A 17312-nucleotide genomic window follows, 5' to 3' on the forward strand; every position below is an offset into this window, starting at 1 on the left:
TTTAATTTTCCGCAAAGCGCTTAGTGATTCCATGAAGAACCTTAACTACGGTATCCATACCCTCGGCTGTGATGTGCTCCATTGGGCCGTGGAAGTTGTATCCACCTGTTCCAAGGTTTGGACATGGTAATCCCATAAATGAAAGGCGTGCACCGTCTGTGCCACCTCTGATTGCAACTGCCTTAGGATTCTCTCCTACATCCTTTAAGGCATCAAAGGCATAATCTATTAAGAACATATGTGGCTTAATCATCTCAAGCATGTTCTGGTACTGATCCTTAACTGTAAGCTCGCAAGTGCCCTCACCATACTTCTGATTGATGATGTTGGCTGCATGCTCCATAATCTTCTTCTTGTAAGCAAACTTCTCCTCATCGTGGTCACGGATGATGTAAGAAAGTGTAGCCTCTGCAACATCACCTGACATATCTGTAAGGTGGAAGAAGCCCTGATATCCTTCTGTCTGTGAAGGAACCTCTGTAGGTGGAAGAAGTGCATTGAACTCCATTGCTACAAGTGCTGCATTAACCATGATATCCTTTGCATCACCTGGATGGATATTAACACCATTGAACTTAACCTCTGCACCTGCTGCATTGAAGTTCTCATACTCAACAGCGTTTTCCTCGCCTCCGTCTACAGTATAAGCGAAATCTGCACCAAAGCCCTCTACATCAAAATGATCTGCGCCAGCGCCAATCTCCTCGTCTGGAGTGAAGGCAATGCAAATCTTGCCGTGAGGCTGATTGCTGCTAAGAATCTCCTCAACAAAAGTCATAATCTCTGCGATTCCTGACTTATCATCTGCACCAAGAAGTGTAGTGCCATCTGTATGAATAAGGGTGCGACCCTTTAATGTCTTAAGATGTGGGAAATCAGAGACCTTGATCACACGACCTGATGTGCCAAGAACTACATCCTCGCCGCTGTAATTCTCTTCAACAACTGGATTAACGTTTTCACCAGTGAAATCTGGTGCAGTATCCATGTGGGCAATAAAGCCGATAGCCTTCTTGTCCTCATAGCCTGCTGTTGCAGGGATAGTGCCGTAAACATAGCACTTGTCATCTACGTGTGCATCTACAACGCCAAGACCTTTAAGCTCCTCTACCAAAAGCTTAGCCAAGTCAAACTGACGAGCTGTAGAAGGCACAGTAGTGCTGTCTTCATCGCTAGTGGTGTATATTTTTACGTAATTTAATAATCTCTCATACGCTCTCATAAAAATAAATTCTCCTTTAAATAAGTCCCATGGACCTTAAAATATAAAGCCATACTGTAAGTGTGAAGGCTGACAATATGGTGGTCAGCATTACAATACCTGCTGAAACGTTTCCATTATACCCCATACTTTTAGCCATGACAAATGATGAAACTGTAGTTGGTGAACCTGTCATAATAAGGACTGCCACCAGCTTATCATGGCTGTAGCCAAGGGCTATGGCAACAGGCAACCAAAGGGCACAAAAACCAATCAGCTTAAAGAAAGTAGCCACAATTGTAGGCTTGTACTTCTTAATAGCTTCACCCATCTGGAAGCTGGCTCCAAGAGCCATTAGTCCAAGCGGTGTAGCAAGTGCACTAACTGAATCTAGTGTCTTTGGAAGTAAAATTGAAACAGGAATAAAGGAACGGATTATTCCCAGTGTGATTCCTATGATGATAGGATTCTTGATAACTCCTATGGCAGTCTTCTTTAAAAGTGCCGGTGTAAGCTTACCGTCGTTAGAGCCGAGAGTAAGAATAATTACAGCAGCCACGTTATAAAGAGGAACTGCTCCAATGATCATAAGGGGCGTCATGCCTGCTGTGCCGTAAAGATTTACTGCAATTCCCACTCCTAGGAGTGCTGCACTGCTTCGATAAGTTCCCTGTATGAACTCGGTACGGGTGCGCTTATCGTGAGCAAGAAATGAAAAGGCCCAGCCAATCAGAATAGAAATCAAGGTAGCCACAAAACAAAAAACAATGAAGCCTGTGTCCCACAGCTCCTCCACATCTGATGTGGCAAGCTCCTTATAAACAAGGACTGGAAGAGCTATCTTGAAAACGAAATTATTCAGTCCCTTGGTGAGGTCTTCATTAAAAATCCCAGTGGCTCTGAACACTCCTCCCAAAACCATCAGAAGAAAAATTGGTACAGTTGCATTCAAACAAAAAATAAGATTCTCTAACATTTATGTCGCTCCTTAGTTGATTAAAAATTTACATTAAAGAAGGGGGCACTTATAAACGTGACCCCCTCATCTTTTAAATGTTATATTACTGATTAATCATAAATTCAAGTAATCTCTTTGCATCATCTGGCTCATATGCAATAATTTCAAGCTCTGGAATACTCTCCTCTGCCTTGAAGATATTTGCAAGTGAAACAAACTGTGAAAGCTTTGACTTGAGATTTAATCTATCACCTTCGCCTGTAACAAGCTCTACTGTGCCTGTGCAGCTATCAATAACCTTGAAAAATGCTTCCGTATCTTTGATATTTGTAAGCTTCATATGTACCTCCTTTGAAGGAAAATAAATGATTATCTATCTATAATCCTCATAATAATACATAATATTCAAAAAAGTGTGAAGCGATACGGCTTATACGTTAAATCTGAAGTTGATGATATCACCATCAGCAACAACGTATTCCTTACCTTCCATACGTACAAGACCCTTTTCCTTAGCAGCTGTCATAGAACCGTTTGCCATAAGATCATCATAGCTTATAACCTCTGCCTTGATGAATCCGCGCTCGAAATCTGTGTGAATCTTTCCAGCAGCCTGTGGAGCCTTTGTTCCCTTCTTGATTGTCCATGCACGAGTCTCATCCTCACCTGATGTAAGGTAAGAGATAAGTCCAAGAAGTCTGTAAGATGCAGTGATGAGCTTGTCAAGACCTGACTCTGAAAGTCCCATAGCCTCAAGGAACTCCTGCTTCTCTTCTTCTGACTCAAGCTCTGAAATCTCCTGCTCAATCTGAGCTGAGATTACGAATACCTCAGAACCTTCCTTTGCAGCGTACTCACGAACAGCCTGTACGTTCTTATTGTTAGCGCCATCATCTGCAAGATCCTCATCCTCAACGTTTGCAGCATAGATAACTGGCTTTGCTGTAAGAAGATTGTACTCCTTGAAGTAGTTCTCCTCATCCTCATCGTTAAGCTCGAAAGTCTTAGCCATGTTGCCAGCTTCCATGTGATCAAGAAGACGCTTCTGCATAGCAGCTTCCTTCTGAAGTGTCTTATCCATACGAGCTGAACGCTCTGTCTTAGAGTAACGACGCTCCATAACTTCCATATCTGCAAAAAGAAGCTCAAGGTTGATAGTCTCAATATCTCTAAGTGAGTCGATGCTTCCATCAACGTGAACTACATTAGCATCCTCGAAGCAACGTACAACGTGAACGATTGCATCTACCTCACGGATGTTTGCAAGGAACTGGTTTCCAAGTCCCTCACCCTTTGAAGCACCCTTTACAAGTCCAGCAATATCAACGAATTCGATTGTTGCAGGAACAGTCTTCTTTGAGTTGTACATCTTTGTAAGTACATCAAGACGCTTATCAGGAACTGATACGACACCAACGTTTGGGTCGATTGTAGCAAATGGATAGTTTGCTGCAAGTGCTCCTGCCTTTGTAAGTGAATTAAATAAGGTTGACTTACCAACGTTTGGTAAACCTACGATTCCGAGTTTCATGGTAATATATCTCCTTCTATATGAAAAATCTCTTATGTTTTAAATATTTTGTCTAAATCTACAGTATATTACCATAATTCGAGGAATATCTCCACCCTTGAATTCATCGCCGGCAACAACTGAGTTATCTGCAAAACTCATTATCTCTTCTACTTTTTTATTCCTAAAACACACCATCTTATGAAAGGTATGCTGCTAATAATCTCATACAGAAGGTATGAACCTGCAAATGCTGCTATTGCAACCAGCAGGTATACGATAACAGGTGCAAGGTCCGGACATAATGTATGCAGATACCATCCACTGACTGCTATCATCAGATAATGGAATACATATAAGCCCCAGGATTTTTTGCACATCCACTTAGTGAAGGCATTCTCGAAATTGCCCCATTTTTTCATGAAGGCAAGTATGCCAATAGTTCCAAACCATGTGTAAACGTTGCACATGATTGTATCTAAGACAACATGATCTGCATAAGGCTGACCTATGTATAAAATCACAAAGGCTACGCAGGATACAACTGCGAGAATACCTAATATCAGCCAGTTATTGCCAAGTCTATCCATCACGACATCATGTGACAGTACAAAATAGCCAATCAAAAAGCCCAGTCCGTAGATACCAAATCTGTACACCACTATCATCGGTGTATTAAGTATCTGGGCAGCTCCGTATACTGGGATGACAAGTAGCATGACTATCAGAAGATTGGCCTTTCCACAGATATTATAGAATCTGTCCTTTTCAATCTTTCTAATCAATACCAGAATCATGCTGAATATCCAAAGCATCTGGATGTACCACAAAACGCCACATCCACTGACTGACATTATCAGAAAAAGAACCGGCTTTGGTACATTGCCCATAGTATCAAATGCACCGCTTATAAGCATGTTGTAATAGCCGAGAACCCAGCCGAAGACCAGAAGACCGATTGTGGAAGGCACAAGAAGTTTTCTTGTCCTTACTCTGATGAATTCTTTTTCTGTTCGTTTGCCCAGCTCGAAGCGAGCTGACATGCCCGATACCACAAAAAGCAAAAACATAAACCATGGATACACGATATACTGATATGTATCCTGTGGCTGATGTTCACTAAATGGTCCGATGATTCCATGTACAACTACGCCGTTGAATATGTAAATAACATGATATATGACAACTAGCACTACTGTTATCCAACGAACATTATCTAAGTATGTCTTTCTCATATTTTTACCACCTTTGCTAAATATTTTAACATTTTTCTTAATAATAAAAAAGAAAGCTTCGCCTGTCTACCAAGCGAAGCTTACATATTTTACTCTTTTAGTTAAATTTAGTTGCTCTTAGCCTCTACCCATTACGATCTGGTATGTGATTACTTCACCGTTAGCGCATGTGAAGTAGATGCTGAAGCCATCATCGTAGAAGTAATTCATATAGTGCTCATCACCCTCATCATATTCACATAAGGCTTCACCATAAGCTGCATTTACATCATCTACTGTAGAGCCGATTGTGATTCCCTTGCTAGTCTTGTATCTGTCAGACATAACCTTAAATTCAATGAGCTCCTTCTTACCATCTTCCTCACAGTATGTAACTGAAATATCATCAAATGTATCTGTGTGATAGTTGTCATTAACCTCTGTGTTTGTAGGGTCACCAAACTCTTCTGTAAGTCTGTCAAGTACTGTATCACCATCATCCATTACTGAAATATGAATATCAAACACATCGCTATCTATAGTAGTTTCAGTATGTGCATCTTCTGCCTTAAGACCTGTTTCTACAACACCATCGTCATCACAATCGTAATCTACGCCGCATCCACAGTTCGAATTGTAGAAATCATCATTGCTCTTTCCACAAGCTACCATGGATAAGCCCATTACCATTGTCATCATCATTACTAAAAATCTCTTTTTCATCTCAAAATCTCCTTACTATCTGTATTAACTGTAGTAATACAGTTATAACACGCTTTTCAGGAGATGTCAACTTAAGCAAAATTTCTCTATTGCTACTGCAACGCCATCCTCATCATTTAAAGGTGCAACGTAATCTGCCCATTCCTTTGTCTCATCCTGGGCATTTTCCATGGCAACAGCGAGACCTGCATATCTCATCATAGGAATGTCGTTGAAACCGTCGCCACAAGCCATGAGGTGCTTTCGCTCCATACCGATACGATTCAAAAGAAGCTCCAAAGAAGAAGCCTTTTCGATTCCTCGTGGAGTAATTTCAAGGAAAAATGGCTCTGAGAAGAACACCTCTACCTCACCCTTTAACTTTTCATTAAGCTCAGCCTCGGCCTGCTTCAAAACCTTGTGGTCTCCCACCATCAAAAACTTTACAGGTGGGTCAAGGGCTGCCACCTCATTGAGATGGAAAACTTCCTTTACAGGGATGTTGTTGATTCTTGCTTCAAGCTGCACGTACTCATGGTCCGCATTGTCAGTGATGATTCCTTCTGCATCGTATGTAAGTGGTGTAACACCATGTTTGTGGGCAATCTGAACGATTGTGTGATAGAACTCGGTAGGTACTGTCTCGCGACGAATCACCTCTCCAGTCTTACAATCGATAATCATGCCACCATTGTAGGCTAGAATGTATCCTCCCACTTCCTCCAAACGAAGTGCATGGGCAATTTTCTTAACCCCAGGAACTGGGCGTCCAGAGGCGAGGACAATCTTTGCTCCGGCCTTGGCTGCCTTCATAATTGTTTCTTTATTTCGCTTACTAATTTCCTTTTTGCTATTTAAAAGTGTGCCATCTAAATCAAGAGCTATTACAGAATAATTCATACACTAATTCCTTCCATAAAAAATCTAGTCCACATTTTACACCCTAAAACACGAGTAAAATTGTCCAAAAAAGGAGCCTGCCATCAGGCAAGCTCCCACTATTTTCATGGAATCATCAGTATTACTTTAATAGTCCGGCCATTACAAATACAAGTGGTGAATTCCAGTAGATGGTAATCTCATTAAGAGAATAGCAGTCCACATGATCCAGATAGCATTTCATAGGAGCTGTATCCTTTGGAAGCTTCTGAGCCTGCTCATCCTGTAGACCTGTGTTTGGACCTCCAGAAACAAGGCCTGGCCATGGCTCCTCAATGTCATCTACTGCTGTTGGACGAAGATGTGGGTTCTTGTATGCCTTCTCGCCATTGCCTGTAACGTAGCTTACGTCCATGCTGTTACAGCCAAGAAGATAATCCAGACCAGCTGTTATCGCATTTACGAATCTCTCCTCTGGCTTTAATGTGTTAGCAACAGTTAGAACCATCATATATTTCAAAAGCTCCATGTTGCTGCCCCAGATGAAGTTTTCCTTAAGCATGCATAAGCCAAAGCCGTTTGTCTTAGCATTCTTGCAAAGTCTATCTGCCTCACCTGCGAAGCACTCCTTTGCAAATGTGCAAAGCTCGCTGCCATCATTCTTAAGAATGAGTGATAATGCGCCAAGACCTGCCACATCACCCCATCCAAGGCATGTGAACACGTTTCCTGTGTACTCCTTGAAAGCATCGCTCTTATCATATGCTTCGATAAGTGGCTTCTGCTTCATAGCCTCATCATAATATTTCTTTTCTCCGGTAGCTTCAAATAATGCTGCTGCAGCCCAGAATCTGTTAGAGTTGTCCTCGTTTTCAGGATACTCGCCAGTGTTAGAGCCTTCGGCATTTTTGAATAATGTAGCCTGTGGATTTGCCTCAAGCCATGCATAAGCTTTTAATGCTCGCTCCATCAACAAATCGGCATAAGCCTTATCATAATCCTTATATATTGTATAAGCCAGTGCAAATACTGCAGCAATATCAGCAGTTGCAAGAGATGAAACGCTGAATAGGAAAAGCTCAGATTTATCCTCCTCTGGCATGATAAATGGGGCATGACTAAATGTGGTAACCTTGTGCCAAACGCTGCCGTTCTCACGCTGCATCTTCATAAGGAAATCCAACTCCACCTTTACCTCTGCAAGGATGTTTGGCAATGTGCCCTTATCGCACTTCTCCTCAGGAATCTCAAACTTTACATCGAGAAGATTCTTGAAGAAACGTACGCCATATAAAAGATGGGCAACTGCTACTGCACCAGCTGTAGAATAGCGACCATAATCACCTGCATCATGCCAGCCACCCGTTACATCAACGGGCTCCACATCCTCCCCATAAACTGTAGCTTTTGAAAGATGACAAGGCTCGTGATAATATTCCCCAGCATATTTCTTATCAAGAGCATCTCCACAGCGAAGATAATAAAAGCACTTGCAGATATCGTGCATAAGCTTGTCGTAGACGCTGTCACCAATGGCAAATGTGGCACTTGCTACAGAATCTGCCTCCACCTTGAATTTGCCCTGTCCGCTGAAGCCACTAAAATCCGCTACAAAAGTGTCCTCACCGGAAATCTCATCAGTACCAAAATGACTGGTCTTGCCTTCAAATACTGACTTTCCGGACTCATCCACAAGTCTAAATTCTGGCGCATCAAAATTCAAGACAGCCTTCTTCGCCCCTTCAGACAAAAAGCCTACCTGATTAACAAATATCTTTTCCATTACAAATATTCCCCCTTAAATTATTTTAGTTGTATTACATTTTGTATTACATATTGTATTACATTTCCTGTAAAAATCTCTTAGCCAGCCCCGCATCTGGCGAATTCTCCATGTATATTCCGTACACATCCCAGGTGTAGGCATCATTAATAGCAACAGACTTTATGTCCTCATCATCTTCAAAGAATCTAGGACAAATACCGATGCCAATCTTGTTCTTAACAAGGCTGTGAAGGGTAACACCGTCTCCTACTCTGGCAATAATCTCAGGATTAAAGCTATTCATGTGACAGGCATTGACCACATCATGGTAAATACGGTATTTCTCTCCCATGGAAATCAGCTGCTCGTCCTTAATGTCACGAATGTTCACATGGTCGCAGTCCCAAAGTCGGTGCCCCTTATAAACATAAAGCACAATTTCAACTGACTTTATCAACTTGGTCACAAGACCTGTAGCCTCTGGCTTTCCTACCACCAGGCCGCAGTTAATCTCATCGTTTAGAACCCGCTTCAGCACCGTGCCATTTTCCTGCTCGTCCCAGCTGGCCACAATCTCTGGATTGGACTTCATGAAATCATTTACCGCAGGGATATTGATTGCACGAATAGTTCCCGCTGCAAAACCCATTCTGAAACGCTTTTCCCTGTCGTTCACCGCCTCGATAGCGGAAAACATTTCATTGAGATCCTTTGTAATGATTTTGGATTTCTCGTAGAAAACCTTACCACTTTCTGTAGGGATAAAGCCGTCCTTTGTTCTGGAGAAAAGCGTAGTACCACACTCCTCCTCCAATCCTTTAATCAATTTGCTGAGGCCCTGTGGAGACATGAAAAGCTTACTGGCAGCTACCTGAAGATTTCTCTCCTCATATACAGTTTGGAAACATTTAAAATTTCGCGTATTCATAGGATAATTTTAATATAAAAAATCCCGTCAGGCAACGGACCTGACGGGATATATATTAATAGGGGAGATAAGTTTTTTATATAAAAATGGGGGATTTTTTATAAAAATAATATAACAGTATAGGGTTTTATGTAATTAATTGGGGTTAAAAGTAATTAAATGTGGTTTGCAACCTCGAATGCATCCCAGATACCATACATGATGTTAGATACCTGTCTAGCATCGCCAAGAAGATAAATTTCGTCCACATCATTCTTGTGCTGGTTGTAAAGTGTATTCTCGCTAGCGTAGCCTACGCAAAGAACAACACTGTCCGCATTTAATTCCTTAGTATCTTCGCCAACTGAAGCCTTAAGTACACCGTTTTTGTACTCAGTAACCTTAGCGCCTGTAACTACATCGATACCATTGAATGGGATAAGCTTCTCAAGCATTTCCTTGTTAGCTGAGCAAAGAGGTCCGTTAACAGCCATGAGCTTCTCAAGAGCCTCAACGATTGTAACCTTCTTACCCTTCTGAGCAAGATCAAGTGCAAGCTCGCAACCTACAAGACCGCCACCAACAACTACTACATTGTCGCCTGTCTCCTTCTCGCCGAGAAGTACCTGCTCTGCTGAGTAAACCTTCTCATCATCGCCAAGTGAGAACATCTTTGGACGTGAACCTGTAGCAAGGATAACTGCATCAAACTGCTTATCAAGGATTTCCTTGTCAGTAGCCTTTGTATTAAGGTGAACCTCTACGCCAAGACGAACCATCTCATCCTCGTACCATTTAGCAAGAGCGATGTCATCCTCCTTGAATGCTGGAGCACCACCAGGGATAAGGTTACCACCGAGGCGACCTGTTGCCTCATAAAGAACTGGCTCGTGACCTCTCTCTGCAAGTACACGTGCTGCCTCACAACCTGCGACACCGCCACCAACAACAAGAACCTTTTTCTTCTTAACGATTGGGTTGTACTGATTAAGTCTTTCCTTACCAGCCTGTGGGTTAACCGCACAGTTGATAAGTGAGTATGTCTGGATACGACCCATGCAGCCTTCCTGACAGCTGATACATGGACGAATCTGGCTAAGATTCTCTCTACGAATCTTGTTTACGATATCTGGATCTGCAAGTGTAGGACGACCAAGTGAAACCATATCGCAGATATCATTGTTTAAGCAGTCAAGCGCTGTATCTGGATTGTCAACACGACCCGCCATGATAACTGGGATGTTAACGTGCTCCTTAGTAATCTTAGCGAATTCCTTGTAAGGAGCCTTCTCCATATACATTGGTGGGTGATTCCACCACCAAGCATCGTATGTACCTGCATCTACATCAAGAGCATCATAACCATACTTCTCAAGGAGCTTTGCTGCCTCGATACCTTCCTCGATATCACGGCCCTTCTCTTCGAATTCTTCACCTGGAAGTGCTCCCTCACGGAAGTCCTTAACCATAGACTTAAGAGAAAATCTCATAGCAACTGGGAAATCCCAACCACAAGTCTTTGCGATTTCTTCACGGATTTCCTTAGCAAAACGAAGTCTATTCTCTAAGCTTCCGCCGTACTCATCTGTACGCTGATTGAAGAATGAAATAGCGAACTGATCGATAAGGTAACCCTCGTGAACAGCGTGAATCTCAACACCATCGAAGCCTGCACGCTTAGCATTGTAAGCACCCTTACCGAAGCTCTCAACGATTCCGTGAATCTCTTCTACTGTAAGTGGACGGCAAGTCTTATCAAGCCATCTGTGTGGAATAGCTGATGCTGAAACTGGTGGGAACTCACCTAAGTTTGTAGGAATAGTAACACGTCCAAATCCACCTGACATCTGTAAGAAAATCTTTGAGCCGTATGCGTGTACGCGCTCTGTCATCTCACGGCTTGTTCTTACGAACTGAACTGGATTGTAAGTAGAGTTTGGTGTGTTTGGGAATGAAGGCTTCTCTACCTCAGTGTCTGAGAAAGTAACACCTGTGATGATAAGACCGATACCACCCTGAGCACGTCTTGTGTAGTAGTCGATACCTCTGTCATTCCATCCACCTTCGCAATCTCCAAGACCAAGAGGTCCCATAGGAGCCATTGCGTAACGGTTCTTGATTTCGAGCTTACCAATCTTGATAGGCTCAAAAAGTCCCTGGTATTTCATTGTTGAATCCTCCTTTTACTTTGTTATTATTTTAACGTTGTCTAAAAATAATAACCATCAACAAAAAGTTGTCCACCAACAACTAAATTTTTACAAGGTCCAAACACAATAAAAAAAGGCCACTCCAGTCTCCTGAAGTAGCCTTTATAACCAATAATCTTAAGCCTTTGCCAATGCCTCTAACATTGCAACTGCACCATCCTCTGAAATCTCGCTGGAATCAATAATCAAATCGAAGTACTCGATAGAACCCCACTTTCCACCATTTACGTGGGTGGTAAAGAATTTCTCACGCTTCTTATCAAATTTCTTCATTGTCTCATCGATTTTGTTTTCCTCGATTTTCTCGACATTCTTAGCACGGTCACGGCGATATGAATCACGTGCTGTAATGAATACCTTAAGAATCTTTTTATCCTTAAGAATCTCGCTGGCGCCACGGCCTACAAAAATACAGCCTGGCTGCTCAGCTGCCTCTTTAATAATAGACACCTGAGTATCATAAATCTTCTCCTCCATGGAAGGATTATCTCCTGGAGCATTGAAGAATGTCTTAACAGGATTCTGCTCATCCATGCCTGAAACCACATCATAATCCAGCCCCATACGTTTACAGGTTTCAACTACTACGCTGCGGTCGTACAAGCGATAATTTAATCGCTTTGCAAGCTGTTCAGCAATCTTGTGTCCACCACTACCGTAGGTACGTTCAATGGCAATATAGTCATACATAATGAGCCCCTCCTTAATTTGAATCAAATTTTCAATACATCAGTAACTGTTATTTCCCCATCTTTACCTAAAAATACTATATCATATCCGTGATAGGCAAGCCTAAAATCTCGCTGCTTTCCACGGTCATAGCCAGCTCTTGGATCCTGCCCTAACAGCTCCACTGCTGATTCTCTGATTTCCTCCGGAAGCTTCTGTAAAAACTCCTGTGGAAAATCCACCTTAACCTGTGCTTCCTTTGAAAGCTCATCTGTAAAGCCTCCCCTGGCATCGGGATGAGCATCCGCATAAGGAATGTAAGGTTTTATATCGTAGATTGGTGTGCCATCAAGCATATCCACGCCCTTTACCACAAGGACTGGGCCGAACTCCTCTGTCTCCTGAACCTCTATGAGCTCCACAGATGAAAGACCGATATTATTTGGCCTAAATGGTGCTCGGGTGGCGAAGACCCCCATATGCTTCTGCCCTCCTAGGCGAGGAGGACGAACTGTGCCTCCCTCTAAGGGCTTATTCTTGGAAAATCCCCAGATGAGCCACAGATAGTCGTAATCCGTGATTCCATCGATGAAAGTGGGATTTCTGAATTCTGGTTCGAAGATAATGTGGCCTATTTCACCAACTAATCCACTTTGTCTAGGTATACCAAACTTTTGTGTAAATCCTGTGTTTATATGAGCAATCTGCGTTAATTCCATATTTATATTATAAAAAAGGCTCCCCACAATGGGAAGCCTAAAATTTTTATTTATTTTCCTTCGTATGTTACAACTGAAGCTACATCATACTTTGCAAGCTTCTCGCGTCCGTTAAGACCAGCAAGCTCCATAAGGAATACAACCTTGGCAACTTCGCCACCAAGCTCCTCGATAAGCTCGCAAGCTGCCTCGATAGTACCGCCTGTAGCGATAAGATCGTCAACTACAACAACCTTCTGTCCTGGCTTAACTGAATCCTTATGCATCTCGATTGTAGCTGAACCGTACTCGAGGTCATAAGACTTCTCAACTGTCTCACATGGGAGCTTACCCTTCTTGCGGATAAGGACAAATGGCTTGCCCATAGCGTATGCAAGTGGTGCGCCGAAGATGAATCCACGGCTCTCAGCTCCTGCTATAACGTCAAAATCAACTCCATCAAGAAGCTTCTTCATCTCATCGATGGCGAGCTTGAAGCCCTCAGCGTCCTGAAGAACTGTTGTGACATCTCTAAACATAATACCTGGTTCTGGAAAATCCGGAATAGTTCTTACGTAATCTTCTACTTTTTTCATTTAAAACTCCTTCTAACTGTATAGCACCATATTTTTCCAATTTAGAAAGTGCAAACAATAGTTGGACAAAAAGATATTATCCTTATCAATTATATAGGTTTATAGCAATTTTTGCAAATTAAAATCGGGGTCCCGAAGGACCCCAATTTTGTGGATAGTACGTAAAGTACCTTATTGCGTTTGGCCACGCTAATTACTGAAGTAATGAAAGAACACCCTGAGTTGCCTGATTTGCCTGTGCGAGCATTGACTGGCCTGCCTGAGCAAGAATATTGTTCTTGCTGTATGTAACCATTTCTGCTGCCATATCTGTATCACGAATTCGAGATTCAGAAGCTTCTGTGTTCTCAACTACGTTATCAAGATTTGCGATAGAGTGCTCGAGTCTGTTTTGAATAGCACCAAGACCAGATCTCTGTGCTGATACCTTTGCAAGGGCATCTGCAATACAGTCAATCGCATATGTTGCTGCCTTACCGGTTGCATCACCTACGTTAAGTCCCTGAAGACCAAGTGCTGTAGCTGTCATAGAGTCAATTGTTACACCAATCTTGTTTGTCATGTCAGCGTCAGAACCAACATGAAGATTGAATGATAAGCTCTTCTGAACTACTGCAGTACCCTTCTTCAATACAAACTCAACCTTCTTCAGGTTATCACCTGTAACCATTGTTGGCTTCAAGCCGTTAACAGCTTTCTTAGCATCTGTGTTGTTTGGATTTGTTGTTGATGGATTGTAGAACTCTTTTGTATCAAATCTAGCCTGTGGAAGATCTACGATTGCATCACAACCGATTGATGAAGCTGCTCTAAGCTCGTTAGACATAAGCTGATATGCCTTTGCTGCTGTAACAAGTGTAGCATCTTTTGCATCTACACCGTCCTTAGGGTCTGTGCCATCTGCTGTACTGAAAAGTTTTGCAACCTTTCCATTGTACTCGATTGTAGAACCCTGACTAGCAAACTTGTTAAGCTCTGTAGCTGCAACCTCTGATGTATCAGCATTTGTCTTAGAAGCAATTGTAAATGACTTTCCATCAATCTTTACTACTTCACCATCTTTTAACTGTCCTGCTGATGTTCCAACAACTGTTAATGCATTAGCCAACTGGCTTGCAACTGAATCTGTTGCGCCTTCGTCTGCCTGAATACCGATTGTGTACTTAACGCCACCGATTGTGACTGTATCACCCATTGCAAGGGCATCGATAGTAAATGTGGCTGTTGTGGTATTCTGTGTGATTGTACCGGCAAGACCTGCGTCATGAGCTGCGATTACCTGAGTCTTAGTGCCGTAATCCCCCTTGAGAAGATAGGTCTCGTTGAACTTTGTCGTTTCAGCTACACGGTCGATTTCTGTTGTTAACTGAAGGATTTCATCCTGAATAGATGAACGGTCAGATTCAGAGTTTGTACCGTTTGCTGCCTGGACTGCCAACTCATTCATTCTCTGTAACATAGAGTGCACTTCTGTGAGGGCACCTTCGGCGGTCTGTACTGCTGAGATACCGTCAGACGCGTTGGTTGACGCCTGGTCAAGACCTCTGATTTGTTTACGCATCTTTTCAGAAATTGAAAGACCTGCTGCATCATCTGCTGCACGGTTGATCTTAAATCCTGAAGAAAGTTTCTCAGTAGACTTAGACTGAGCATTTGTTGTTATTCCTAACATTCTTGAAGCATTAGCTGCCTGCATATTGTGTTGTACTACCATAATTTCTACCTCCTTGTAGATACTCTTCTGATTCCATTCATAAGAGATGCGACGAACGCATAACAAAATTTTAAAAGTTTCGCTGATATGGAATGCTACATACTTTAGGCTGCATCCGTATCTATATAACAAGAGGTGTGACCAACCACCCCAGGTTATCAAGTAGGAAAGAAATTAAGTAGTATAGCCTTATTCAGTTTTAAAGCTACGATTTTATTATGATGAATAATGTTTCATCTACTTTTTTTATCGGAGGAGTGTGAAAAAACTTTAGTCCGCACATCAAAAAAGGAGCTCTCCTTTCGGAGAGCCCCAATTTTACTAGTTGGTAACTAGTCTGCGCGAAACAATTATTTTGGATAAATCCTAAGCTATGCTTAAGATGTTCATGTATTTATTATCCAAGAATTGAAAGTACGCCCTGTGTAGCCTGGTTAGCCTGAGCAAGCATTGCCTGACCAGCCTGCTGGAGGATGTTATTCTTGCTGTAGTTAACCATCTCTTCTGCCATATCTGTATCACGGATACGAGATTCAGAAGCATTTGTATTCTCAACTACGTTATCTACGTTAGCGATTGTGTGCTCTAATCTGTTCTGGATAGCACCGAGTGAAGATCTCTGTGCAGATACCTTAGCAACAGCGTCAGCGATAGCATCGATAGCGTATGTAGCAGCTTTACCTGTAGCATCAGCTACGTTAAGTCCCTGAATACCAAGTGATGCAGAGCTCATGTCTGTGATTGTAACGCCAATCTTGTTTGTCATATCAGCGTCAGAACCAACATGAAGGTTGAATGTAAGGTCATTCTGTACTTCAGCTTCGCCCTTTGTAAGAGTGAATGAAACCTTTGTAGCTGGTGTAGTTGTTGTGCCAATAGTATAATTCTTAACCTGTGAAGGTAACTTAGCATCAACAGTACCAGTTGAAGTAGTTGCATCTGATACAGTAATATCTTGTGTGCCAAACTTAGCATTTGCAGGATTAATAACCTTATCTGCACCAATTGAAGATGCTGAGCGAAGCTCGTTAGCTATAAGCTGATAAGCCTTTGCTGCTGTGATAAGTGTTGCGTCCTTCTCATCTACGCCACCCTTATCTGCTGCAGGGCCTGTAGCTGTGTTGAAAAGCTTAACTGTCTTGCCGTTGTACTCAATTGTTGAGCCCATACTTGCGAATAATCCAAGCTGTGTAGCCTTAACCTCAGATGTATCAGCATTAGTAGTATTAGCGATTGTGAATGACTTACCATCAATCTTTACTACTTCGCCAACTGATAATGTCTTGATGTTAGTATCAGTAGTCTCATCAGAATCCTGAGCCTTTGTTCCGAGAACTTTAAGCGCATTCTTAAGCTGATCTGCCTGATTATTTCCTTCTACACCGATTGTGTACTTTGTACCACCGATTGTGTAGGTATCACCCATTGCAAGAGCATCCATTGTAAATGTAGCCTTTGTTGTGTTCTGGGTAAGAGTTCCTGCAAGACCTGCATCATGAGCTGCAATCTTGATTGTCTTCTTGCCGTAGTCACCCTTAAGTAAGTAAGTTTCATTGAATTTTGTTGTCTCAGCAACACGATCGATTTCTGTTGTAAGCTGATTAATTTCGTCCTGGATTGAAGAACGATCAGACTCACTGTTTGTTCCGTTAGCTGCCTGTACTGCCAACTCGTTCATTCTCTGAAGCATTGAGTGAACTTCTGTTAAAGCACCTTCAGCTGTCTGTACAGCTGATACACCGTCAGATGCGTTTGTAGATGCCTGATCAAGACCTCTGATCTGCTTACGCATTTTCTCAGAAATTGAAAGACCAGCTGCGTCATCTGCTGCACGGTTAATCTTATAACCAGATGCTAACTTCTCTGTTGACTTTGCCTGCTGTCCGGATGTGATACCGAGCATTCTTGAAGCGTTACTTGCCTGCATGTTGTGTTGTACTACCATAAATTCTACCTCCTTGTAGATACTTCCTGGATTCCTTTCCCGGAAGATGTGCTATGCACATATTGTTAACAAATTACATTTATATCCAAAACAGTACTCGCGCGGCATACTGTTTATGAATATCGAAACAATATCTAGTATAGTTAGTACAAGTTTTTCAAGTTGCATATTTAGTTGTAAAGCGAGATTGGAAAATAAATTTGATTACTTTCGATCCATAACATCCATGTCCTGTTTCGAATTCATTTGAAATTGGATTATTATTTTTCGAAGGTAAAGAATTCCTTTTCTTTCACCTTACATATGCTTTATCGGAAGATTGGTTTTATTACTTAACCCCTTTT

Annotated in this window: 15 protein-coding genes; all 15 read right to left on the reverse strand. The window is 42.1% G+C overall.

All coding sequences use genetic code 11. The annotated features are described in order from the left end of the window. Window position 1 precedes the first annotated feature (1 nt). Complete coding sequence (gene pepT / locus BLP54_RS09090; RefSeq protein ID WP_090168982.1) at window positions 2–1222, reverse strand: peptidase T; 1221 nt, start codon at window positions 1220–1222, stop codon at window positions 2–4. A 16-nt stretch (window positions 1223–1238) separates the two neighbouring features. Further along, a complete protein-coding gene (locus tag BLP54_RS09095) occupies window positions 1239–2177 on the reverse strand; it encodes an AEC family transporter (RefSeq protein ID WP_090168983.1) in 939 nt (312 codons plus the stop codon). A gap of 85 nt (window positions 2178–2262) precedes the next feature. Beyond that, window positions 2263–2499: a polya polymerase gene (locus BLP54_RS09100; RefSeq protein WP_090168985.1), complete on the reverse strand. Its 237-nt coding sequence runs from the start codon at window positions 2497–2499 to the stop codon at window positions 2263–2265. Between the two features lie 90 nt (window positions 2500–2589). Continuing rightward, complete coding sequence (ychF, locus tag BLP54_RS09105; RefSeq protein ID WP_072911057.1) at window positions 2590–3690, reverse strand: redox-regulated ATPase YchF; 1101 nt, start codon at window positions 3688–3690, stop codon at window positions 2590–2592. Between the two features lie 149 nt (window positions 3691–3839). Continuing rightward, the gene (locus tag BLP54_RS09110) at window positions 3840–4904 is read right to left on the reverse strand and encodes an acyltransferase family protein (protein ID WP_090168987.1); all 1065 of its coding nucleotides are present in this window, start codon (window positions 4902–4904) and stop codon (window positions 3840–3842) included. Between the two features lie 117 nt (window positions 4905–5021). Further along, window positions 5022–5606, reverse strand: coding sequence for a hypothetical protein (locus BLP54_RS09115; protein WP_090168989.1), 585 nt, complete (start codon window positions 5604–5606; stop codon window positions 5022–5024). Window positions 5607–5672: 66 nt separating this feature from the next. Further along, window positions 5673–6485, reverse strand: coding sequence for a Cof-type HAD-IIB family hydrolase (locus BLP54_RS09120; RefSeq protein ID WP_090168991.1), 813 nt, complete (start codon window positions 6483–6485; stop codon window positions 5673–5675). 121 nt (window positions 6486–6606) lie between these two features. Beyond that, window positions 6607–8247 carry a glycoside hydrolase family 9 protein gene (locus BLP54_RS09125; protein WP_090168993.1) on the reverse strand — a complete coding sequence of 547 codons (1641 nt, stop codon included), beginning with the start codon at window positions 8245–8247 and terminating at the stop codon, window positions 6607–6609. 58 nt (window positions 8248–8305) lie between these two features. Next, window positions 8306–9157 (reverse strand): LysR family transcriptional regulator, encoded by an 852-nt coding sequence (locus BLP54_RS09130; RefSeq protein ID WP_090168994.1) that lies wholly within the window; start codon window positions 9155–9157, stop codon window positions 8306–8308. A 155-nt stretch (window positions 9158–9312) separates the two neighbouring features. Then, the gene (locus tag BLP54_RS09135) at window positions 9313–11304 is read right to left on the reverse strand and encodes an oxidoreductase (protein ID WP_090168996.1); all 1992 of its coding nucleotides are present in this window, start codon (window positions 11302–11304) and stop codon (window positions 9313–9315) included. A gap of 159 nt (window positions 11305–11463) precedes the next feature. Beyond that, on the reverse strand, window positions 11464–12036 hold the full coding sequence (locus BLP54_RS09140) for a cytidylate kinase-like family protein (RefSeq protein WP_090168998.1): 573 nt from the start codon (window positions 12034–12036) through the stop codon (window positions 11464–11466). Window positions 12037–12059: 23 nt separating this feature from the next. Beyond that, entirely contained in the window at window positions 12060–12734 is a 675-nt protein-coding gene (gene tsaA / locus BLP54_RS09145; protein WP_090169000.1) for a tRNA (N6-threonylcarbamoyladenosine(37)-N6)-methyltransferase TrmO, read from the reverse strand. A 50-nt stretch (window positions 12735–12784) separates the two neighbouring features. Then, on the reverse strand, window positions 12785–13309 hold the full coding sequence (locus BLP54_RS09150) for an adenine phosphoribosyltransferase (RefSeq protein WP_090169002.1): 525 nt from the start codon (window positions 13307–13309) through the stop codon (window positions 12785–12787). Window positions 13310–13502: 193 nt separating this feature from the next. Further along, window positions 13503–15023, reverse strand: a complete 1521-nt coding sequence (locus tag BLP54_RS09155) for a flagellin N-terminal helical domain-containing protein (protein WP_090169004.1) — start codon at window positions 15021–15023, stop codon at window positions 13503–13505. 397 nt (window positions 15024–15420) lie between these two features. Continuing rightward, the gene (locus tag BLP54_RS09160) at window positions 15421–16968 is read right to left on the reverse strand and encodes a flagellin N-terminal helical domain-containing protein (RefSeq protein ID WP_090169006.1); all 1548 of its coding nucleotides are present in this window, start codon (window positions 16966–16968) and stop codon (window positions 15421–15423) included. Window positions 16969–17312: the final 344 nt, after the last annotated feature.

Origin of the sequence: Pseudobutyrivibrio sp. 49 (assembly GCF_900100545.1) — a bacterium.
In the GTDB taxonomy this organism is placed as follows: domain Bacteria; phylum Bacillota; class Clostridia; order Lachnospirales; family Lachnospiraceae; genus Pseudobutyrivibrio.

Excerpts from the sequence above, each read along its gene's own strand:
- pepT (WP_090168982.1), bottom strand. The coding sequence starts at position 1,222 with ATGAGAGCGTATGAGAGATTATTAAATTACGTAAAAATATACACCACT.
- BLP54_RS09095 (WP_090168983.1), bottom strand. The coding sequence starts at position 2,177 with ATGTTAGAGAATCTTATTTTTTGTTTGAATGCAACTGTACCAATTTTT.
- BLP54_RS09100 (WP_090168985.1), bottom strand. The coding sequence starts at position 2,499 with ATGAAGCTTACAAATATCAAAGATACGGAAGCATTTTTCAAGGTTATT.
- ychF (WP_072911057.1), bottom strand. The coding sequence starts at position 3,690 with ATGAAACTCGGAATCGTAGGTTTACCAAACGTTGGTAAGTCAACCTTA.
- BLP54_RS09110 (WP_090168987.1), bottom strand. The coding sequence starts at position 4,904 with ATGAGAAAGACATACTTAGATAATGTTCGTTGGATAACAGTAGTGCTA.
- BLP54_RS09115 (WP_090168989.1), bottom strand. The coding sequence starts at position 5,606 with ATGAAAAAGAGATTTTTAGTAATGATGATGACAATGGTAATGGGCTTA.
- BLP54_RS09120 (WP_090168991.1), bottom strand. The coding sequence starts at position 6,485 with ATGAATTATTCTGTAATAGCTCTTGATTTAGATGGCACACTTTTAAAT.
- BLP54_RS09125 (WP_090168993.1), bottom strand. The coding sequence starts at position 8,247 with ATGGAAAAGATATTTGTTAATCAGGTAGGCTTTTTGTCTGAAGGGGCG.
- BLP54_RS09130 (WP_090168994.1), bottom strand. The coding sequence starts at position 9,157 with ATGAATACGCGAAATTTTAAATGTTTCCAAACTGTATATGAGGAGAGA.
- BLP54_RS09135 (WP_090168996.1), bottom strand. The coding sequence starts at position 11,304 with ATGAAATACCAGGGACTTTTTGAGCCTATCAAGATTGGTAAGCTCGAA.
- BLP54_RS09140 (WP_090168998.1), bottom strand. The coding sequence starts at position 12,036 with ATGTATGACTATATTGCCATTGAACGTACCTACGGTAGTGGTGGACAC.
- tsaA (WP_090169000.1), bottom strand. The coding sequence starts at position 12,734 with ATGGAATTAACGCAGATTGCTCATATAAACACAGGATTTACACAAAAG.
- BLP54_RS09150 (WP_090169002.1), bottom strand. The coding sequence starts at position 13,309 with ATGAAAAAAGTAGAAGATTACGTAAGAACTATTCCGGATTTTCCAGAA.
- BLP54_RS09155 (WP_090169004.1), bottom strand. The coding sequence starts at position 15,023 with ATGGTAGTACAACACAATATGCAGGCAGCTAATGCTTCAAGAATGTTA.
- BLP54_RS09160 (WP_090169006.1), bottom strand. The coding sequence starts at position 16,968 with ATGGTAGTACAACACAACATGCAGGCAAGTAACGCTTCAAGAATGCTC.